22 protein-coding genes are annotated in these 21,451 nt (G+C 34.9%); 10 read left to right on the forward strand and 12 right to left on the reverse strand.

Going from position 1 to position 21,451, the window contains the following annotated elements:
- Nucleotides 1–3: 3 nt before the first annotated feature.
- Nucleotides 4–1,314 carry a TolC family protein gene (locus FW780_RS21270; protein WP_149835597.1) on the reverse strand — a complete coding sequence of 437 codons (1,311 nt, stop codon included), beginning with the start codon at nt 1,312–1,314 and terminating at the stop codon, nt 4–6.
- 227 nt (nt 1,315–1,541) lie between these two features.
- Here FW780_RS21270 and FW780_RS21275 point away from each other — a divergent pair, with 227 nt between their 5' ends.
- The 8 genes from FW780_RS21275 (at nt 1,542) to FW780_RS21310 (ending at nt 9,738) form a co-directional block, all read left to right on the forward strand.
- Nucleotides 1,542–3,248, forward strand: coding sequence for a DEAD/DEAH box helicase (locus FW780_RS21275; protein ID WP_149835598.1), 1,707 nt, complete (start codon nt 1,542–1,544; stop codon nt 3,246–3,248).
- Between the two features lie 151 nt (nt 3,249–3,399).
- Nucleotides 3,400–4,038, forward strand: a complete 639-nt coding sequence (locus FW780_RS21280; RefSeq protein WP_042723220.1) for a DUF47 domain-containing protein — start codon at nt 3,400–3,402, stop codon at nt 4,036–4,038.
- A gap of 13 nt (nt 4,039–4,051) precedes the next feature.
- Nucleotides 4,052–5,194 (forward strand): inorganic phosphate transporter, encoded by a 1,143-nt coding sequence (locus FW780_RS21285; RefSeq protein WP_149835599.1) that lies wholly within the window; start codon nt 4,052–4,054, stop codon nt 5,192–5,194.
- Between the two features lie 101 nt (nt 5,195–5,295).
- The gene (locus tag FW780_RS21290) at nt 5,296–6,267 is read left to right on the forward strand and encodes a polyprenyl synthetase family protein (RefSeq protein WP_047374128.1); all 972 of its coding nucleotides are present in this window, start codon (nt 5,296–5,298) and stop codon (nt 6,265–6,267) included.
- A gap of 76 nt (nt 6,268–6,343) precedes the next feature.
- Nucleotides 6,344–7,294, forward strand: a complete 951-nt coding sequence (locus FW780_RS21295) for a GSCFA domain-containing protein (RefSeq protein ID WP_149835600.1) — start codon at nt 6,344–6,346, stop codon at nt 7,292–7,294.
- Nucleotides 7,295–7,816, forward strand: coding sequence for a DUF4269 domain-containing protein (locus FW780_RS21300; protein ID WP_149835601.1), 522 nt, complete (start codon nt 7,295–7,297; stop codon nt 7,814–7,816). It abuts the gene before it with no gap.
- 5 nt (nt 7,817–7,821) lie between these two features.
- Nucleotides 7,822–8,589, forward strand: a complete 768-nt coding sequence (locus tag FW780_RS21305) for a TatD family hydrolase (protein ID WP_149835602.1) — start codon at nt 7,822–7,824, stop codon at nt 8,587–8,589.
- Nucleotides 8,590–8,592: 3 nt separating this feature from the next.
- Nucleotides 8,593–9,738 carry a hypothetical protein gene (locus FW780_RS21310; protein ID WP_149835603.1) on the forward strand — a complete coding sequence of 382 codons (1,146 nt, stop codon included), beginning with the start codon at nt 8,593–8,595 and terminating at the stop codon, nt 9,736–9,738.
- Between the two features lie 44 nt (nt 9,739–9,782).
- On the opposite strand, the gene FW780_RS21315 is transcribed toward FW780_RS21310, so the two are convergent.
- The 5 genes from FW780_RS21315 to FW780_RS21335 form a co-directional block, all read right to left on the reverse strand.
- Complete coding sequence (locus tag FW780_RS21315; RefSeq protein ID WP_149835604.1) at nt 9,783–11,087, reverse strand: DEAD/DEAH box helicase; 1,305 nt, start codon at nt 11,085–11,087, stop codon at nt 9,783–9,785.
- Nucleotides 11,088–11,276: 189 nt separating this feature from the next.
- Nucleotides 11,277–11,915, reverse strand: a complete 639-nt coding sequence (locus FW780_RS21320; RefSeq protein WP_149835605.1) for a porin family protein — start codon at nt 11,913–11,915, stop codon at nt 11,277–11,279.
- Nucleotides 11,916–12,011: 96 nt separating this feature from the next.
- Nucleotides 12,012–12,500 (reverse strand): DUF6438 domain-containing protein, encoded by a 489-nt coding sequence (locus tag FW780_RS21325; RefSeq protein ID WP_149835606.1) that lies wholly within the window; start codon nt 12,498–12,500, stop codon nt 12,012–12,014.
- 150 nt (nt 12,501–12,650) lie between these two features.
- Complete coding sequence (obgE, locus tag FW780_RS21330) at nt 12,651–13,634, reverse strand: GTPase ObgE (RefSeq protein WP_149835607.1); 984 nt, start codon at nt 13,632–13,634, stop codon at nt 12,651–12,653.
- Nucleotides 13,635–13,697: 63 nt separating this feature from the next.
- On the reverse strand, nt 13,698–14,276 hold the full coding sequence (locus tag FW780_RS21335; protein ID WP_149835608.1) for an adenylate kinase: 579 nt from the start codon (nt 14,274–14,276) through the stop codon (nt 13,698–13,700).
- Nucleotides 14,277–14,421: 145 nt separating this feature from the next.
- On the opposite strand from FW780_RS21335, the gene FW780_RS21340 reads away from it, so the two are divergent.
- Nucleotides 14,422–15,651: a LamG-like jellyroll fold domain-containing protein gene (locus FW780_RS21340; protein WP_149835609.1), complete on the forward strand. Its 1,230-nt coding sequence runs from the start codon at nt 14,422–14,424 to the stop codon at nt 15,649–15,651.
- Between the two features lie 102 nt (nt 15,652–15,753).
- On the opposite strand, the gene FW780_RS21345 is transcribed toward FW780_RS21340, so the two are convergent.
- Complete coding sequence (locus tag FW780_RS21345) at nt 15,754–16,308, reverse strand: phosphoribosyltransferase (RefSeq protein WP_047420642.1); 555 nt, start codon at nt 16,306–16,308, stop codon at nt 15,754–15,756.
- 398 nt (nt 16,309–16,706) lie between these two features.
- Between FW780_RS21345 and FW780_RS21350 the strand changes: the two genes are divergently transcribed.
- Nucleotides 16,707–18,296 (forward strand): ABC-F family ATP-binding cassette domain-containing protein, encoded by a 1,590-nt coding sequence (locus tag FW780_RS21350; protein ID WP_149835610.1) that lies wholly within the window; start codon nt 16,707–16,709, stop codon nt 18,294–18,296.
- 84 nt (nt 18,297–18,380) lie between these two features.
- Here the strand turns inward: FW780_RS21350 and FW780_RS21355 are convergent, their stop codons facing one another.
- From FW780_RS21355 to FW780_RS21375, 5 genes are all read right to left on the reverse strand, one after another.
- Nucleotides 18,381–18,899 (reverse strand): HEAT repeat domain-containing protein, encoded by a 519-nt coding sequence (locus FW780_RS21355; RefSeq protein ID WP_149835611.1) that lies wholly within the window; start codon nt 18,897–18,899, stop codon nt 18,381–18,383.
- Between the two features lie 86 nt (nt 18,900–18,985).
- Nucleotides 18,986–19,531, reverse strand: coding sequence for an AAA family ATPase (locus tag FW780_RS21360; RefSeq protein WP_149835612.1), 546 nt, complete (start codon nt 19,529–19,531; stop codon nt 18,986–18,988).
- A gap of 42 nt (nt 19,532–19,573) precedes the next feature.
- On the reverse strand, nt 19,574–20,500 hold the full coding sequence (locus FW780_RS21365; RefSeq protein ID WP_149835613.1) for an alpha/beta fold hydrolase: 927 nt from the start codon (nt 20,498–20,500) through the stop codon (nt 19,574–19,576).
- Nucleotides 20,501–20,544: 44 nt separating this feature from the next.
- A complete protein-coding gene (locus FW780_RS21370; RefSeq protein WP_167510772.1) occupies nt 20,545–21,216 on the reverse strand; it encodes an Abi-alpha family protein in 672 nt (223 codons plus the stop codon).
- A gap of 14 nt (nt 21,217–21,230) precedes the next feature.
- Entirely contained in the window at nt 21,231–21,449 is a 219-nt protein-coding gene (locus FW780_RS21375; protein ID WP_149835615.1) for a hypothetical protein, read from the reverse strand.
- Nucleotides 21,450–21,451: the final 2 nt, after the last annotated feature.

Raw genomic sequence — 21,451 nt, forward strand, 5'->3', positions numbered from 1 at the left:
AGCTTACTTTAGATTTATAGGGTTACCTGCGTAAAATTCGTAGATCTGTTTGTTGAGAACTGCTGTATATTTGGCCTGAAGATAATTCTGAACAGACTGTATATAAAGCAATCGTTGTTGCTGAAGCTGTACATAATCAATGCTTCCGATTTTCATCTGAGCATTCACAATATCATAACTTTGCTTACTGATATCCATCTGTTTGAAGGCAGAATCGTACTGCGAAAGGGCGTTCTGAAGATTGATATATGATTGTTCCACCTGTTGGTTAAGAATCGTTTTGGTGTTTTGTAAATCAAGATTGGCCTGTTCAATAGCAATTTTTGACTTCTCAATCTGTGTTTTATAAATTCTGTTGTTGTAAATCGGAATTCCCAAACTTAATCCAATGGGCATATAAAAATTGTTTCCAAGCTGGTTAAAGTAATTTCCATTGCCATTGGAGTAGTTGGTAGAGATATTTCCTACGAGGCTTAGTGTGGGCAGAATAGATGCTTTAGCCATTTTCAGATTCGTGTTGGAATTTTCTACGTTCAGTTCACTGTATTTTACTTCAGGACGTTGATTCTGTGCCAGATTTTGAACATCTTCTAAAGGATTTAGCTGATCCTCTACGATAATACTGTCGGGTTTGACAATATGAAAATCATAATTTGATGGCAGCTGCAGGATTTGCTTTAAATTAACCATATTGGTCCGCAGATTATTTTGTGCAGATGTCAGATTATACTGATCCTGAGCAACCTGTGACTGAATCTGAAGATAGTTTAATTTTGAAAGACTTCCTGCTTTATAGAGCTGATCTCCTTGTTTTAATTGGGTCTGAGTTGTTTTCAGGACATTTTCAAGGGAAATAATATTTTCCTGGTTCATCAGAATATTCAGATAAGCCTGGGTAATATTTAGGGTAATGTTATTTTCTGATTCCTGTACAGAGAGATTGGCCATTTGTACCAATAAATTTTTGGAGGCTTCATTGTTTTTAATGTAATCGGCATGGTACAGGGTCATAGAAGAGCTGGCTCCGATACTTTGAGATTGTGCGCCTGTCATATGAAGTCCGTCACTTCCGTTGAGAGCGAATAAACCTTGTGAAATTGTTCCGCTTAAGTTTGGGTATTTCGCATCTTTTGCCTGAAGCAGGTCTTGTTGTGCTGAATTTTTTGAAAGCCTTAGAGAATTAATCGAAATATTATTCTCTTTTGCGTATTCAATACAATTTTCCAGTGTCCAGGAGGACGGATAATTGGGTGTTTGGGCAAATATTTCAAAGGCTATGCATAAGAATATCAAAAAGAAAAATTTGCGTTCCATGGTTTTATTTTTGAAAATTCATAAATATCACAGAAAAAATCAATCCAATTTAATAAAAAAAAATAATGTTTAACAACTTTTTAACCTAAAGCTCGTTTTTTTAAATTTTATTTTCAAAAAATTAAAGAAATATTAAAAGATTCTGAATTTAAGATTGTATATTTAAAACTTTATTCAAAAACAAGTCAAATATTTGTTGTATCTTTGCAAAAATTTTAAAATAGTTAATGAATTTATTTACGGAAACCAATTTAAGTCCTGATATCCTTAAGGCAATTGGCGAACTGGGCTACGAAAGCCCAACAGAAATCCAAAAACAGACTATCCCTTTTATTCTTTCAGATATTCGCGACTTGATCGCACTTGCGCAAACAGGGACAGGCAAGACAGCAGCGTTTTCGCTTCCGATTTTGGATATGATTGACGATACGAGTCGCAAAATCCAATTATTGGTGCTTTGTCCGACACGGGAATTATGTCTTCAGATTTCGAAGGACATAAAGAATTACTCTAAGTACATGAAAGACATCAAAACTACTGCAGTTTATGGTGGAAGTAGTATTGTAGATCAAATGAGATCTTTGAAGGATAAACCACAGATCATTGTGGGGACTCCGGGAAGAGTAATAGATCTTATTAACAGAAAAGCACTTGACTTTTCTGCTATTCATTGGTTGGTATTAGATGAAGCCGATGAAATGCTTTCTATGGGATTCAAAGACGAATTGGAAACCATTCTAAGCGAAACTCCGGAAACTAAACAAACTTTCTTATTCTCTGCAACGATGAATAAAGAAGTGGAAAGAATTTCCAAAAATTACCTTACAAAACCACACCGTATTTCAGTAGGTTCTATCAACGAAGTGAAGAAGAACATTACACACGAATACTATGTAGTAGGGTACCGTCAGAAAAAAGAAGCGTTGAAAAGATTGATCGATGCAAACCCTAATCAGTATTCCATTATCTTCTGTAGAACGAGAATGGAAACTCAGGAGGTTGCTGATTTCTTAATGCAGAACGGATACGCAGCTGATGCTCTTCATGGTGATCTTTCTCAAGCGCAGAGAGATACGGTAATGAAGAAATTCAGACTGAAAAACATCGATATTCTTGTAGCGACAGACGTTGCAGCAAGAGGATTGGATGTAAACTCTCTTACACACGTTATTCACTTCTCTTTACCGGATGACCCTGAAGTATTCGTTCACAGAAGCGGAAGAACAGGTAGAGCTGGAAAAGACGGTATTTCTATGGCTTTGATTAAGCCTGAAGAAAGCAGAAAACTGAAACAGATCAAATCTGCAACCAAAATTGAAATCAACGAAAGATTCATTCCTACAGGCGATGATATTATCAAAGCTCAGGTAGGAGGTGTATTCGAAAAATTATTGACGGAACACGAGGATCTTTTTGAATTTGATGATAGTTTAATCCCGGATCTAAGCAAATTTACAAAAGAAGAATTGGTACATCAGTTGTTACAGTTCCAATTGAAAGATCTTGCTTTATATTACAAAGACAAACACGATCTTGTTGAGCAGAAACTGAGCAGCAGAGATGATGATTACTCAAGAAGAGACCGTGGACGTGATAGAGACAGAGACCGCGGACGTGACAGAGACAGCAGAGACAGAGATCGCGGAAGAGACAGAGATCGTGGTGGAAAGCCAAGAAGAAGAGATGAGAATATGGTAAGATTCTTCTTTAATCTTGGGAAAAAAGACCACTTGAAGAAGCTTGATGTTTTGGATATTATCAATAAAGCTACTGGTGATGGAAAATCCAAGAAAAGAGCTGAGATCGGAGATATCGAAATCTTAGAAAAATTCTCTTTCTTTGAAGTTGAAAAATCGTTTAAAGACAACGTCTTGAGCAATATTCAATCTATGAAGTTTAAAGGAAAAGATATGAGAGCTGAAGTTGCAAACTAATCTCATCAATTACTATACAAAACCGGCATTAATGCCGGTTTTTTTATTTGATAATCAGTAGTTAAGCGAATGTTAACAAAACTTAATGTCATATAGTTTCACGTACAATCCTTTTTTAAGAAATTTGCACACGAATTATAAATACTAAAAAATGGGAATTGGTAATATTTTCCACGCTTTTCAACCAAAAGATAAAATCTTCTTTGTACTTTTCGAAAAAGTAACTGAAAATCTAGTTGCAATGTCAGAAGATTTCAACACAGGAATCAAGGATTTCGATCTTAATGACGATTCTATGTTGAAGAAAATGAGTGATTTTGAACACAAGAATGATGAACTTACTCACGAAATTTTCGTAGAATTAGGGAAAAACTTCATTACACCTTTTGACCGTGAGGATATCCACACATTAGCAACAGGACTGGATGATATCGCTGATTATATCTACGCTTCCACAAAATATATTTTCCTATACAAATCACCTGAGATGAAGGCTTATTCAGACTTCTCTTTATTGATCCATAAAGCATGTCTTGAAATTCAGAATGCAATGAAAAACCTTAAAGGGTTCAAAAACATGGAACAGGTAAAAGAAGCTTGTATTAAGGTGAACTCTATTGAAAATATTGCTGACGATTTGCTTTCCAATTCAATGGTAGAATTATTTGAAACCAATGATGCAATCAACATTATTAAAGTTTCATCTGTATTGAACTACCTTGAAATTGTAACGGACAAAGCAGAAGATGTTGCCAATACAATCGAGAACATCATGATTAAATACGCCTAATACATAGCAAAAAATGGAATTTCCGATTTTACTTGTAGTTATTATTGCGTTGGCCCTGATCTTCGATTATATCAATGGTTTCCATGATGCTGCCAACTCAATTGCGACTATTGTTTCTACAAAAGTTTTAACTCCATTCCAGGCTGTACTTTGGGCAGCACTTTGGAACTTTGCGGCCTTCTTTATTGCCGCTTATATTATTGGAGAATTCAAAATTGGTAATACAATTGCCAAAACAGTTAACGAGAATTTTATCACCCTTGAAGTTATATTTTCCGGTCTTGTGGCAGCTATTGCCTGGAACCTGCTTACATGGTGGTTCGGAATCCCTTCTTCATCATCACATACGCTGATCGGAGGTTTCCTGGGAGCAGCTCTTATGCATGCTTTTATGATGGATTATCATGCTGTAGCAGCAGCACAGCCGGATCTTGGAATGTGGGGTACTATTAAAGAAGCTTTCAGCCAGGTGACCCATCAGAGTGTAGTAAAGTTTGATAAAGTAATTCCTATTTTCCTGTTCATTTTCATGGCACCGATTATAGGGATGATTATCTCAATCATCATTACACTGATTATTGTACACCTTTATAAAAGATCAAACCCGCACAAAGCAGACCAGTCTTTCAAAAGATTACAGTTGGCTTCTTCAGCTTTATTCAGTTTAGGACACGGTTTGAATGATGCACAGAAAGTTATGGGTATCATTGGTGCAGCTCTTATCTACTACCATGTTGAAATGCTGCATGATCCAATCTATCTGAACATTCCTGCTGCAGGGCGTTTCGATTATTTTGCTCAGCATTACCTTTGGGTTCCTTTGGTTTCGTTCCTTGCAATTGGTTTAGGAACAATGAGTGGTGGCTGGAAGATCATCAAGACAATGGGTACTAAGATTACTAAGGTAACTTCATTAGAAGGAGTAAGTGCTGAAACTGCAGGTGCTATTACTTTATTTATTACAGACCACTTTGGTATTCCTGTATCTACAACACATACCATTACAGGTTCTATTATCGGGGTAGGACTTACAAAAAGGATTTCTGCCGTAAGATGGGGGATTACTGTAAGCTTACTTTGGGCTTGGGTTCTTACCATTCCAATCTCTGCAATTGTTGCAGGAATTACTTATCTGGTGGTTACCTTCCTTTTCTAAAAAACAAATCATATAATTATATAAACTTTGTCCGTTTGGGCAAAGTTTTTTGTTTTATAAAGCCTCGAAAAATCGTATTTTTGTTCAAATTAAAAGATTTTATGGAATTTTTAGACAGATACCAGCAGATTGTTGCAGACGCCATCACTAAATATACTTTTAAAGATAAACCTTCGGAGCTGTATGACCCGATGAATTATATTATTTCCCATGGTGGAAAGCGTCTTCGTCCTATTATGGTGCTGATGGCTTGTGAGATGTTCGGCGGAGATCTTAAGCAGGCAATTAAGCCGGCATTGGCTATCGAGTTTTTCCATAACTTCACGCTGATCCATGATGATATTATGGATGAAGCTCCTTTAAGAAGAAACAAACCTACCATTCATACTTTACATGGTCTTAATGTAGGAATCCTTTCCGGAGACGGGCTGATGCTTAAAGCCTATAAGTTTTTTGAGGATCTGGAGCCTGAAATCTTTAAGGCATGTATCAGAATATTTACACACACCGGACTTCTGCTTTGTGAAGGACAACAGTATGATATCAACTTTGAAACTCAGAAAGATGTAACTTTTGATGACTATATCAGAATGATTACTTATAAAACAGGAGTTTTGAGTGCTTCATCATTTGAAATCGGAGCGTTGATTGCAAGAGCTGATTTTAAAGATGCTAAAGCTATTTTCAACTTCGGAAAGCATATCGGGATTGCATTCCAGATTATGGATGATTATCTTGATGTATTTGGTGATCAGGCACAGTTTGGGAAAAAACATGCCGGAGATATTTATGAAAACAAGAAAACCGTTCTGTATCTGTTAGCAAGAGAACATGCTACGGACGAAGAAAGAAAAGAGCTTGATTACTGGTATTCTAAAAAGACTGAAAACGTTGATAAAGTCTATGGAGTAGAAAAGATATTCAGAAGAACCAAAGTAGATGAAAAAGCGTTACGTCTGATCGAAAAACATAATGAAATAGGACAAAGCTATCTTCAGAAAATAGATGTTCCGGAAGAAAAGAAAAAACCTTTTATCGAACTGGCAAATTATTTGTTGAGAAGAGAAAGTTAATAGAGGTAGTAGATGGTAGATAGCAGGTAACAGCAATTTACCTGCTATCTATTTTCTGCCACCTAATACCTACACGATGAAATTCAGAACAGAAGTTGATATTCCTGCATCAGATAAAAAGATTGAGATTGAAGATAAAATATTTTCAATAGGCTCATGTTTTGCCTCTGAAATGACTGATTTACTTAAGGATGGACAGCTTCAGACTCTTAATAATCCCTTTGGAACGATTTTTAACCCTTTTTCAATCAATAACGCCGTCAATAGATTACATGATTCTGCGTTTTATGAAGAAGAGGAATTAATTACCTACAATGAAGAATATATTTCTCTGGATCATCACACCAGTTTTGATACCCGGTATATTCATCAGACTTTAGATAAAATAAATGGGGCTATTGAAGCGGGAAACGCCTTTCTTCAGGAAGCCGACTGGATCATTATTACTTACGGTTCCTCATTTATTTATGAATTTCTTCCTAAGAACAAGCTGGTGGCCAACTGTCACAAAATTCCACAAAAGTTTTTTGAGAAAAGACTGCTTTCCCATCAGGAGCTTACAAGTTCTATTTATCAGACGATTCTGGACCTTAAGGATATTTGTAAAGAAGGAGTACAGATCCTATTCACCGTTTCCCCTGTAAGGCATACTAAAGATGGAATGGTAGAAAACCAGTTAAGTAAATCCAAATTAATTACCGCTATCCACGAGTCCATTTCTCTCTTTGAAGACTGTCATTATCTTCCCGTCTATGAGATTTTGATGGATGATCTCCGGGACTACCGTTTTTATAAAGAAGACATGATTCATCCAAGCACGCAAGCGGTTAATTATATTTTTGAGAAATTTGGGAATGCCTATTTTTCAGGTGAGACTCAGCATTTTATTAAAGAAAATTTTAAGATTATCAAGGCACTGGAACATAAGACCAGTGACAAGAAGGACCCTAAGTTTATAGAATTCAGGGAGAAATTAGATCAAAGGATTGAAATTCAGCGGAAAAAGGTAAAACATAAAATATTTTAAATGCTTGATTTTACCAGAATTGACTATCTGAAAGATGGAAATGAAAGACAGAAAAAAGCTTATGAAATTCTTACAAAGTATCATGTCTTTGAGAAGCTGAAAGATTATTCACCCATTTTAGCAGGAACTGTTCCTATAGAGATTGATATCAAAGGAAGTGATTTGGACCTTATTTTCGAGGTGGATTTAAAATTTGAACAAGACTTTCTGGATGATTTACTATTTTGTCAGCTTATTCCTCAAGACGTAGAAGTGGAATATCCCATTGTGAACGGTGAAAAATGCATTACAATAAATTTTATGCTGGAAGGGTTTCCCATCGAAATTTTCGGACAAAATAAACCTACAACTGAGCAGAATGCCTACCTTCATATGGTTTCCGAATACAAAATATTGCAGGAAAAAGGAGAAAAATTTAAACAAAAAATAATAGAACTTAAAAAACAGGGAATAAAAACAGAACCCGCCTTTGGGTTATTGCTGGGGCTTGAAAATCCTTATGAAGATCTGTTAAAATACTAAGAAAAATGATTGATACACATACCCATTTATACGCAGAAGAATTTGATGAAGACAGAAAAGAAGCTATTCAGAGAGCTTTAGATAAAGGAATTACAGAATTCTATCTTCCTGCCATCGATTCTGAATCGCACGAAAAAATGCTGCAGCTGGAAACAGAATATCCGGGACAGATTTTCTCAATGATGGGATTACATCCTTGTTATGTAAAACCGGAATCGTGGGAAAAAGAACTTGAAATTGTAAAAAATTATCTCGATCAAAGACATTTTCCGGCGATAGGAGAAATCGGGATTGATCTGTATTGGGATAAAACAACCTTAGATATTCAGGTGAAAGCCTTTGAAAAACAGATTGACTGGGCTATAGAAAAAGACCTTCCGATTGTAATTCATACAAGAGAAAGCTTTGATGAAACATTTGAAGTGTTGGAAAGAAAAAAACACCCGAAGCTGAGAGGGATTTTCCATTGCTTTTCAGGAAATCTGGAACAGGCACAATACGCTGTTGACCTTAATTTTATTTTGGGAATTGGTGGAGTAGTAACGTTCAAAAATGGGAAAATAGATCAGTTTCTGAGTGAAATTCCATTGGACAAAATTGTTCTGGAAACAGATTCTCCTTATCTGGCACCGGTACCTCACAGAGGAAAAAGAAACGAAAGCTCCTATCTGGATCTGGTTGCTGGAAAATTGGTAGATATTTATGGGAAAGATTTTTCTGAGATAGACCGCCTTACTACAGAAAATGCTAAAAATATTTTTAAAATAGCATAATTAATGAATGCCCTGTTAAATTTTACCAGGAACAATCGGTTGAATAGTATATTGCTGTTTGCTGTTTATTTCATAATCAATCTTTTATTTCTTACGAAATATGGAATCAGACAGTCTTTTGTTCCTCTTAATATTTTAATTATTCTTTTTTCAGGAGGTAATTTGTTATTATTTTCTTTAGGAAAATGGTCTTGGTTGAAAAAAATATGGACTGAGAAATCAGTATATCTCCTTGTAACCGCTATAGCTGTTGTTTACATTGCTATGTGCCATGTGATGAAAGATCCTTACAAAATGAATATTGATAGATGGGCAACGTTAGAATTTTCTCTGCAGCATTGGATAAAAGGTGAATATATTTATGATACTCCAAATTTCATGGGAAATTTATCATCTTATCTTCCCGGGCAGTTGCTTTTATCAAGTGTTTTTTATTTTTTAGGGAATGTAGGCTACCTTCAGGTTTCAGCTTTTTTATTGTTTTCGTATGTTATTTTTTTAGAATTTAAGGGCAATTTTCATAGATTTCTTGCGATATTAATGTTAGGCATTTCTTTGGCCTATATTTATGAAGTGGTTTGTAAGAGTGATTTTATCTCTTCCTTTATTGCGGTTGCAGCCTTCATTCTTTTTTGGAGCAGAAAATTTAAAGACGATTATTTTAAGAAGCCTTTTCTGTTAGGAATAGGTATAGGAATTTTATGTCTTACAAGAAGTGCAGTGATTATTCCATTGATTATTTTTTTATTAAATCCTTTTATTAAAACCAGCTGGGAAAATAAAATAAAATTTGGAATAAGTTTTTTATTGACGGCAGTAATATTATTGGCATCCGTTCTGCTGCCTGGCAAAAGTGTTGAGCATGTGCTGCAATATAATCCTCTTAATCTTCAGGGGCAAAGCAATAAATTTGTTATGCTGTTCTTTATTATACTGTCAATCATACTTTCCTTTTATGTAAAAAAAATAGAAACGGTATTTTACTATTCAGCATATATTCTTTTTTTCGTAATGTTGAGTTTTGTAAGTGAGCAGTATGTGACCTTAGGGTTTTCTTATCAGAATAATTTCTTTTCTACAACTTATCTGGCTGCTTGTTTACCTTTCTGTATTATCGGTTATTGCTATACAAAACAAAAGGCAGAATAATAAACTATAAATAAAAAAGTCCTTTTCAAAAAAGGACTTTTATTTTATTTCTTTCTGGTGAAATTCTTATTTTTAGGCTTTTTAAATCCTACAGATGCTCCAGCAGAAGGCTTTTTACGGTTGTTATTTGACCTTGAATTATTACTGTTACCTGTTTTAGGTTTCTCACCACCTGCATGAACAGGTTTGTTGTTAGAATCCCTTTTTTGAGCAACCAGATCATCAGTATGGAACGGATGGTCTTTGATCACAGGAATCTTCTTCCCAATCAGTTTTTCAGTATTCTTTAAATTCAAAAGATCAAGTCCATCTACAAAAGAAATGGATGTTCCTTCAGCTCCGGCTCTTCCGGTTCTTCCGATTCTGTGTACATACGTTTCAGAAACATCGGAAAGCTCAAAATTGATAACGAATTTCAATTCATCAATATCAATTCCTCTCGCTGCAATATCAGTGGCTACAAGAACTCTTGTTTTTCCGGATTTAAAATTATTCAAAGCATTTTGTCTCGCATTCTGAGACTTGTTACCATGAATTGCTTCAGCAGAAATATTGTCTTTCTGAAGTTTTCTGGCAATCTTATCTGCTCCGTGCTTCGTTCTTGCAAATACCAGTACAGAATCTGAAATATCGTTTTGCAGAATGTGAGAAAGCAAATTCAGTTTGTTATCTTTTTCTACAAAATATACAGATTGTTTAATGGTGTCTGCTGTAGAAGAAACCGGAGTTACCTCTACTTTTACCGGATTATTCAGGATAGAATTAGCCAGTTTTTGGATTTCAGCAGGCATTGTTGCAGAAAAGAATAAAGTCTGTCTTCTCTGAGGCAAAAGTTTGATGATTCTTTTTACATCATGTACAAATCCCATATCCAGCATTCTGTCTGCTTCATCAAGAACAAAGATCTCAAGATTTTTCAAACTGATGATGCCCTGAGCTATAAAGTCAAGAAGTCTTCCCGGTGTTGCTACCAGAATATCAACTCCTTTTCTTAAAGCAGCTTCCTGATTTCCTTGTTTTACCCCTCCAAAAATAACAAGTTGTTTTAATGGAAGATATTTACCGTAAGCATTAATATTTTCCTCAATCTGAATAGCCAGTTCTCTGGTTGGAGTAAGGATTAACGCTTTTATATGTTTATTGGGAATTTTATTTTTGGATAAATTCTGTAGAATAGGAATAGAAAAAGCAGCTGTTTTACCAGTTCCTGTCTGTGCGCAGCCTAAAAAGTCTCTGCCGTCTAATATATCAGGAATCGATCTCTCTTGGATAGGAGTAGGAGTCGTGTATCCCTGCTCCTGAATTGCTTTTGCAATAGGTTCTATTAAGTTTAAGTCTGTAAAATTCAAATGAATTATTTTAAAATTTAAATAAAAATTCCTTCAGTCTGAAAGAATTACATTCTGCAAAGGTAGTCTAAAAAAAATTAAGATTTTTATATTGCTCTTTTGTGTCCTTTCGGAGATATTTTAAGTCAGAGAAATATAAATGGCCACCCAATACGAGCAGCCATTTTTATGGATATGAAAATCTGAAGCTTATTTAAATTTATATCCTACACCAGCCTGCAGAAATCCAATTTTAACAGGAACTGCATTGTTTTTATTCATTTCTATAAAATTGAAATTGTATCTGGCGTCAACAAAAAACTTTTCATTAATCTTATATTCTGCGCCCAGGAAAGGAAATAAATTCAAGGTTTTTAAAGATTCGTAATTGTGGGTTTCTGCATCAGCAAAAAGATTATCCATTTTTACTTTGGATGATATATTAACCCCTAAATTGATTCCCGCAGATGCAGAAAGCTCCGGAATAATATAGTATTTGACTGAAATAGGAACCTGTATCTGATTGAATTTGTACTCAAAGTTCATATTACCCGTGTTTACCACTTCATTGCCTACCAATTCATACCAGGGATAAGAATCTTTACCACCCAATTGAGTATAGAGTAATTCAGCCTGCAAACCAAATTTAGAAGATAAAGGTTGTTCTGCTACGATGCCTGCATAAAAATAGGATTTTGAATCCAGCCCGGTTCCAAAAAAATTCATATTAGATAAGGAATATCCTCCTTTTACACCAAAGCTCATAGATGCCTGGTCTTTTGTGTTTTCTTGTGCATTCAATAGTGCTGAAAAAGCAAATAATGCAAGAAAAAAAATGTTCTTCTTCATGTTTATTTTAAATGGTTACTAATTTTACAAAAAAAATAATTCCTCCAAATGAAGGAATTACTGTGGCAAAGATAATTTAAATATTGTTTAGTGAAACTATTTCACTTTATTCCATTGTTGGTTCTTTCTTAAGTTTTCAAAAAACGTATAGACTTCCGAAAGCTTTTCACTTCCACGTTTTCCATAATCTTCCACATTTTTTGAAGTTCCGTCAGCGAATTTGATTCTTAAATAAGAGGTTGGAAGATCAGTAATATTGTGTTCACCATATTTGTCGTTTAAGCTTTTTACATTGAGTCCATCCAGCAAGCTGATTAGTTTGTTGTAATCCTCTTCCTTGATTGTTCCTTTAAAAGTTCCTTCACGAGGCTTGGAAAATTCATCTTTTGAAGGCTTATCATTAAAATTAAAATGTTCCGCTTCAAAAACTGCTGTTCTGTCCGGACTGATTGTCATTTTAAAAACAGGGCAGAACCCGAAACAGGGAGTAGCCTCATATTCAATAGTAGAATATTTTGAATTTACTTTCTGAGAAGTACAGGAAAATAAAAATACAAATGCACAAAGACCTAGTAAATATTTCATAGTTTAAAATTTCAGATGATCTTTCAATAATTATTCCAATCTAAAAAATGGAAGATGTATCAAAGGGTAAAAATAAAGAGAAGCAATATAGCTTCTCTTTATTATTTTCAAAACCCGAATTTACTCCGGAGTTTATATTTCAGATTTATTCTATCCGTGCAGTTGTTTCCAAATGGCATCTTTCAGTTCCATAAGGCCTTCTCCGGTAACTCCTGAGAAGAACAAAGGCTGCTTGTTTTCAGGAAATTCTGCTGCAATTTCTTTTTTCAGCTCATCATCCAAAAGGTCAGATTTTGAAACAGAAATAATAAAATCCTTATCCAAAAGCTCAGGATTATATTCCTTAAGCTCATTTTCCAGAATCTTAAACTCCTGATAGTGATCTTCAGAATCAGAAGGAATTAAAAATAACAGAATAGAGTTTCTTTCAATATGTCTCAGAAATCTGTGTCCTAATCCTTTTCCTTCCGCTGCTCCTTCAATAATTCCTGGAATATCAGCCATTACAAAAGATTTGTAATTTCTGTAGTCTACAATTCCAAGGTTAGGAGTAAGGGTTGTAAAGGCGTAATTGGCAATTTTTGGTTTTGCTGCAGAAACAGATGCTAAAAGTGTAGATTTTCCAGCGTTTGGAAATCCAACAAGTCCTACATCAGCCAAAATTTTAAGCTCAAAGACAACATAACCTTCTTCACCATCCATTCCGGGTTGAGCATATCTTGGAGTCTGATTGGTAGAAGATTTGAAATGTTCGTTTCCTTTTCCACCTTTTCCTCCTTGCATCAAAATGATTTCCTGCTTGTCATCAAGGATTTCTCCGATAATTTCACCTTCTTCATTTTTAGCGATAGTCCCAATGGGAACATCGATATAAATATCAGAACCGTCAGCTCCGGTTAGCTGGTTTTTCGCTCCGTTTTCACCTCGTTCTGCTTTTATGTGACGGGTGTATCGAAGTGGAAGTAAAGTCCATTCATTAGCATTTCCTCTCATGATGACATGCCCGCCACGACCTCCGTCGCCACCGTCAGGACCACCTTTAGGAATATACTTTTCACGGCGAAGGTGGGCAGAACCAGCACCTCCGTGTCCGCTTTTACAATGGATTTTTACGTAATCTACAAAGTTAGACATATAGTTTGTGTTGCGAGTTGCAGGCTACGGGACGAAATTTTCTATCCCGCACCCGTATCCCGATTATTTAATTTTCTCTACTTCAGCGAAAAGTTTTTGGGAAATTTCATCAATTTCTCCAACACCGTTTACTTCTACATATTTACCCTGCTGCTTATAAAGCTCGGCAACTTCTGCTGTTTTAGTATAATATTCTTTAATTCTGTTTTCGATGATCTCTACATTGCTGTCGTCTGATCTTCCGCTGGTTTCACCTCTTTTCAGAAGTCTTTCAACCAAAATTTTGTCTTCTACTACCAATGAAAGACAGATGTCAATATCGTCATTCAGTACTTCTTTAACGATGGTTTCCAAAGCTTCTGTCTGAGCAGTTGTTCTTGGATATCCGTCAAAAATAAAACCGTTGGTATCTGTAGGTTTTTTGATCTCATCGATCAGCATATCTGTTGTTACCTGATCCGGAACCAATTCTCCTTTATCAATATAAGATTTAGCCAACTTCCCAAGTTCAGTATCATTTTTCATGTTGTATCTGAAAAGGTCACCTGTTGAAATTTGCTTTAAATTAAATTTTTCGATCAGATTTTGTGCTTGTGTTCCTTTTCCGCTTCCTGGAGGTCCAAACAGAACAATATTTATCATTTTTAGTTTAAGTTTTTAAAAGATTTTTTTTTAAAGGTACAAAAGTAAAAAAAATATGCCATTTCAATAAAATTAAAATTTTTATTTGCTTTTATTTAAAGTGTTATTTATGTTTGTAAATATCTAATAAAACTTAATTATATTTATGAAAAAATCATTTTTTTCTGTATTTATGCTAACAGGATTGTTTGTAATACAAATTAACGCTCAGGCCAGTTTAAATTTTGATGGGAATGACGATCTGGTATCTGTGGTTAATTCTCCGGTGAGTGGCAGTACTTCAAGAACTGTGGAAGCGTGGATCAAGACAATAAAAAATTCGGACCCTACAGGGTTAGGTCAAAGTGTAATTGTGGATTGGGGAACAGCTAGTACAGGAGGCCGCTTTACCTTAAATACTTTTACAGGTAATACTCTTCGTTTAGAAGTGCAGGGTAGCGGAATCAATGGAACAACAGCTCTTAATGACGGAAACTGGCATCACGTAGCAGTTACTTATCAAAACGGAGCCAATCCCAATACTAAATTGTATGTTGACGGGAATCTAGACGGATCAGGAAATTTAACTACTTCTGTTAATACGGCAACGGGTGGCACATTTAGAATTGGAGAGAGGGTAGATAATGTAAATTTATTCCGTGGATCAATAGACGATGTAAGAGTATGGAATGTAGTGAAGTCACAAGCTCAAATACAACAGGATATGAGTAAAGAATTCTGTGCAGTTCAGCCGGGACTTGTCGCTTATTATAAATTTAATGAAGGAATACCTGCGGGAAACAATACCTCTAAGACTACCATTTATGATTATTCGGGGAATAATAAGAATGCAACAGCTACCGGATTTGCTTTAAACGGCTCTGTCTCTAATTTTGATACTCCCAAAACATTGACATTAACAACGATTGACGGTACGGTTTCTCAAAATAATAATTTAATAACTGCTAATCAGACAGGAGCAACATATCAATGGTATAATTGTAGTGGTAATTCACCGATCTCAGGTGCTAATTCCCAATCTTATACGGCTACTGCAGCAGGAAATTATGCTGTAATGGTAAGTTTAAACGGATGTATGGTAATGTCTACTTGTGTTGCGGTAAATAATTTGGCAACGACAGAGGTTCAATCAAAAAATAAATTTAATATATATCCTAATCCTTCTTCTGGTGATTTTTATTTTATGCTTAATAATGCAAAGGCGGGTAAAATTTCAATATATGATGCTACAGGAAAATTCATCAAAAATGAGATATTCAAAACTGATCAGGAAGGGAATGGGAAAATAAGAATTAATGAACCAAAAGGAATTTATTTTGTGAGTGTTGAGGATGAAAAAGGAAATAAAGAGATCATAAAACTGATCAAAGATTAAACAAATAAGGCTGGTTCAAAATGAACCAGCCTTTATTTTGATTAAGTTTTAAAAGCTAAAAGCTAAAAGCCAATAGCCAATAGCAGTAGCTAATGACAATAATTAATGGTTAATTTGTCCGTCTTCCAATTGATATAAATTAGGTAGATTTCTTCCCAATTCATCATAATCAAGTCCGTATCCAAGTACAAATTTGTTTGGAATTTCCCTTCCAATATAATCAAGCTTGAAATCTTTCTTGTAAATCTCAGGTTTTAGTAAGAAACTAGCCAGTTTTACAGATTTAGGACGTTGTGTTTCCTTAAAATATTTGAAAAGACTTTCAACTGTGTTTCCTGTATCTACGATATCTTCTACAAGAATGATATGACGGTCTCTTACATCTTTGGTAAGTTCCATTTTCTGATAAACAATCCCTGTAGATTCAGTTCCTACATAAGAACTCATTTGAATGAAGGCAATTTCACATTCCCCCGGGTAATATTTTAAAAGATCTGAGAAGAACATCACCACCCCATTTAAAACACCAATGAATACAGGTACTTCATCTTTGTAATCTTCATAAATTCTTAACGCTGTCTCTTTTACAATTTCCTGAATTTCGGCATCCTTTAAATAAGGAACGAAAGTTTTGTCGTGAACTTTAATGCTTTCCATAAAATTTTTAGTAGGTGGCAAAGTTACGGATTTTTGATTAAAATACTTTCCTGTTTTTATGAGTTTGAAAGTTTGATGGTTTCGGGATGACAAAGTAGGAGATTATGATGAGACCTGTTTAAATCAGAATAAGTATAAGTTATTGAACCACATAGAAAGGTATAGCCTTAGAAAAATGAATTTTTTGAAAGAGAATAAATGTCCGGTGTTTAAATATGGAAGAAAAAAGAGATGATAAATATCCTGATAATTTATGGAAAAATGCATATTGCAGAAAATGAGTATCTTTGTTCTTTCAAAAACCCAAAATACGGACATGTAGGATATCATTTCTTTCAGATTCAATAAAAACAGTAACTAAGATGTTACTGGTGTTCAACCATTTTAAGAAAGAAATCATGATTTTACTGCAAAATATATCCTTTGGGTTTCCGGGAGGAGATCTTCTATTTAATTATACCAACTTAACAATACCATCTCACACCAAATCTGCTTTGGTGGGAAGTAACGGCATGGGAAAATCGACCCTGCTGAAAATTATCGCAGGTGAAATACAGCCTTTAAACGGGAATGTTACTATTTCAGGTTCTGTTTTTTACGTCCCTCAGATGTTTGGGAATTTTAATCATCTTACCATTGCTGAATGTCTGAAAATAGATCAGAAATTGAATGCTCTTCAAAAAATTACCAATGGAGAGGTGGATGAAATTTATTTTGAAATTCTCAATGACGACTGGGATATTGAAGAGCGCAGCCGGCAGGCATTGGAGCATTGGGGACTTGATGATTTTGACTTAACTCAAAAACTGGAAGACCTGAGCGGTGGTCAGAAAACTAAGGCTTTTCTTGCCGGAATTCAGATCAGTCAGCCTGATATTATCATTTTAGATGAACCTACCAACCATCTGGATATTGAGGGAAGAAAGTTATTGTATGATCTTATTAATAGAACAGATGCAACGGTAATAATTGTAAGCCACGACAGAACTTTGCTTAATCTCGTTGATACTATATTTGAACTAAGTAATCAGGGAATTGCGACGTATGGAGGGAATTATGATTTCTATGCAGCGCAAAAAGAAGTGGAGGAGGAAGCTCTTCATAATGATATCCATGCCAAAGAACGGGCACTGAAAAAAGCAAAAGAGAAAGAAAGAGAAACGCTCGAACGCAAGCAAAAACTTGATGCGAAAGGAAAACAAAAGCAGGAAAAATCCGGAGTTGCCCGAATTATGATGAATACGCTTCGGAATAATGCTGAAAAAAATAGTTCAAAACTGAAAAGTGTACATGCAGAGAAAATCAGCGGAATTTCAGAGGGGTTGAGAGATTTGCGCTCCTCCTTAAAGAATTCTGAGCAGATGAAAGTAAACTTTAATGATTCTAATCTGCATTCAGGGAAAATTTTAATTGTGGCTGAAGATATTAATTTCAATTATGGACAGGTAAATCTATGGAAAGAAAATCTTAACCTTGAGATCCGAAGCGGAGAAAGAGTTTCCATCAAAGGTTCAAATGGATCAGGAAAAACAACCCTGATAACACTTCTGCTGGGAAATACTGAACCTTCCGAAGGAAAAATAGACAGAGCAGAGTTTAACAGCATCTATATTGATCAGGAATATTCACTGATTGATCATGATTCAACTCTTTATGACTTTGTTCAGACCTTTAATGATCATGCACTACAGGAATTTGAGGTGAAAACATTATTATCCAGATTTTTGTTTGGTAAAGATACCTGGGATAAAAAATGTGGTATGTTGAGTGGAGGTGAGCGCTTACGTCTGCTTCTGTGCGGACTTTCCATAAGCAGCAAAGCTCCGGATATGATTATCCTTGATGAACCCACAAATAATCTCGATCTTCAGAATGTCGAAATTCTCACCAATTCCATTAAAGATTATCATGGAACGCTGTTAGTTATTTCTCATGATGAAGTTTTTCTGGAAGAGATTGGGGTTGATCGGGAATTGATGCTTGATTAAGTGATTAAATGAAACTCCGGCTTCAGCCAAAACTTATAAAACAAAATCCCGGAAATTATCAACCGGGATTTTTTATATAAAAAATTATTTCTTTGTCTTTTTAATGGCATCCAGATAAATCTTCTTGATACTGTTTTTCTCTTCCTTCTCACTGATACCTTCAATAGCGGGAAGCAGGGTAGTATTGTGTTTGGTTTTTAATTTTAAAATTTCGCCCAATGCAAATGCCGCACTCCAGCGTACCACAGTTCCTTCATGTTCTGTATTTCCCAAAAGGTTATCAATTGCCTGATCCAGATTTTCAGGGAACAGATGGGCTGTGTTGCCTATCACTTTGGCGCTTTCCCATTTTATTCTGGGAGCCTTTTCGGTAAGTGTTTGGGTGACAAATGAAAACACGGTATCATCCGCAAGGTCAGGATTCTGTTTTGTAGCATATTCTATTGCTTCAATGCAGGTTGCTTTTACAGGATCTTTTGATTTTTCAGCGAAAGCAATCAGTTCATTGGCAGGTAAAGAGGTATCAATAACCCATTTACTGATAATATCAACCTTTTCTTTTGATTTTACAGTCTTGTCTTTTATAAGTTCTTCTATAGTCACAGTGATTGATTTTTTTAGTGTTCTAAAATAGCAATTCTTCTGAAAGTAACATAACCTTTGTCATTGCGAGCAAAGCGAAATAATCTCTATATAACCTGTTTTATTTTATTCAGAATAATATCCATCTTTTGAGGCAGGTTATAATCGCCTGAAAGTTCAATCAAGGGGGTATTCATCTCAGACAGCCATTCCAAATGGGCTTTTAACGTTCTGTTTGCAATACCGGTATTGTGATCATAATCTTCAGCCCAATCCATAAACTCCTGAAATTTTTCTGCTCTTTCCGGATTGGTAATAATTTCATCACCATACCTTTCATGCTCTCTTTTTCTCAGTCTTTCCAATCTTATTTCAGGAGGAAGATAAAGAAAAATAATCAGGTCAAATTCAGGAAATACATTTTCACCCCAATGAATGATTGAGCCACCAAAAATCCAGTTCTCAGCAGTATGAAGTTGGTCTGAAACAATTAAATTTCTTATTTCAGGGTTTTGTCTTTCTGTAAAAGGAATTGGTGTTGGGAGCCAGAAAAAATCATCACTGTCAAAGTATTCAAGATTGAGTTCTTCAGACAATGCTTTTCCTAAAGTGGTCACTCCGGAACCTGAAGCTCCGAAAATATGTATTCTCATAACTTTGTTAGTTTAGAAATCTGCAAAATCTGCGAAAGCATTTTAATTTTTTATTATCCAATGATAGATTTCATTCAGTACTTCTTCCCGTATTTCTTCGTTAAGAATCTCATGGCGCATTTCAGGATAGATCTTCACATCCACAGGCTGAAAACCGTCTGTTTTTAAGTTGTTGACTGTATGCATCACGCCTTTTCCAAAATCACCTATCGGATCATTCTGCCCACTTACAAATAGAAAAGGAAATGACTTAGAAACAGTTGCAGCCCAGTTTCTCGCTGTCGCTTTTTTATAAATAGTAAATAAAGTATAAAAAGCATTATGAGTAAACGGAATTCCGCAAAGTTCATCCTGCTCAAAAGCTTTTCTGTTGTTAGGATTTACACTCAGCCAGCTGGTATCGCTGAAATCTTTATCCTTTTTAAAATGTTTGTTATTGACACTTGTAAAAACAGAATTCAAAAAAGTACGATGATGAGGGGCGATGGCGTTGGTTAATGATAAATAAGCTCTTAACAAGTCTATTCCCGGTAAAGGTCCACCGGTTCCTGTAATAATAGCTCCTGTAAATTTACTGCTTGCTTTTTGAAGAAGACAACGTGTAATAAAAGATCCCATAGAATGTCCCATAATAAAATGAGGAACCTCCGGAAACTGCTCTGCAAGATGATCTGCCATCATTTCTGCATCGGCTACAAGCCTTTCATCCGGTTTTTCAAGCTGAAAGAAACCAATATCTTTTTTCTCCTTTACAGATTTTCCATGTCCCAGATGATCATAAGTTAATACAGCAATCCCATGATTGGCAAAATATGCTGCAATTTCTGCATATCTTCCGCTGTGTTCCTGCATGCCATGAACAATGAGAAGCGTGGCTTTTGCTGTTTCTGGTGAAAACAGGCTGTAGAAAAGTTGTGAGTTGGTGTCTATTTTTGATGGTAGGTATGTTGAGGTTTGAGATACTGGCATAAGAAGTTGTTTGAAGGTGACTTAAAGATGTAAAAAGTAATTTTTTAATTTTTAACTTTGCATGCTTTAAAAAATAATTCTCCTAATTCAGTTAAAATATATTCTGTTGTAGAATCTACTTCAATTTCCAAATCAACATTTGCATAAGTTCTGCCACTGACATATTCATCATCTTTGTCAATAGGAATTTCTAATGTTTGGCTTTCTGCATAGAACTCTTTAACCTCTTTTACTAAGCCTAATCTTATAACATTTGAAATTTCAAAATCTTTAAATAAATTTTCAGGGATAGTCTCAAATTTTACTACTGAATGCTTAAGGTTGATTTCTTCATAATCTAAATTCTTAATGCTTCTTTCCAATTCCATTATTTTAACTTCGAGCTTCCATATTTGAGTGTCCCAACTATCTTGTGAAATACTTTTTCTTGATTGTATTTCGTTTTTTATTATTTCAATTTGCCTTTTTATATTTTCTGTTTTTGATGATTTTTCATTTTGAAAATTCTCTAATTCGATTGATAAATTTAATCTTCTTGCAATACATTTATTGTAAATAGCTTCCAAAGGAAAAAACTCATCTTTAGAAAGTTGGCTCAATATATATGGGAATACGTGATTTTCTATATTTTGCTCAGAATCTACAAGATTTGAAAGTAATATTGCCCATGTCGTTTGCATGTTGTCATCTTCTTCTAAAGCAGAATATTCTAACAACGGTGCTAAAATTTTTAGAGTTTTTTCTTTGATTTAATATTATGTTTTTCGCAATAGTCTTTTGCTTTATTTAGCATTTTAACTTGATTTTTAAAACGCCACATGGTAATGTGGTCTTTAACTAATAAACCTGTTTCTTCAATTGAAGGCATAATTAACTTATCCACAAAGTCTTTAGCTATTTCTAAACCTTTTTCAATTGTTGTTGATTTTATATCAAATTTATTATCCATGA

The sequence above is a fragment of the Chryseobacterium sediminis genome (assembly GCF_008386505.1).
Lineage (GTDB): Bacteria > Bacteroidota > Bacteroidia > Flavobacteriales > Weeksellaceae > Chryseobacterium > Chryseobacterium sediminis.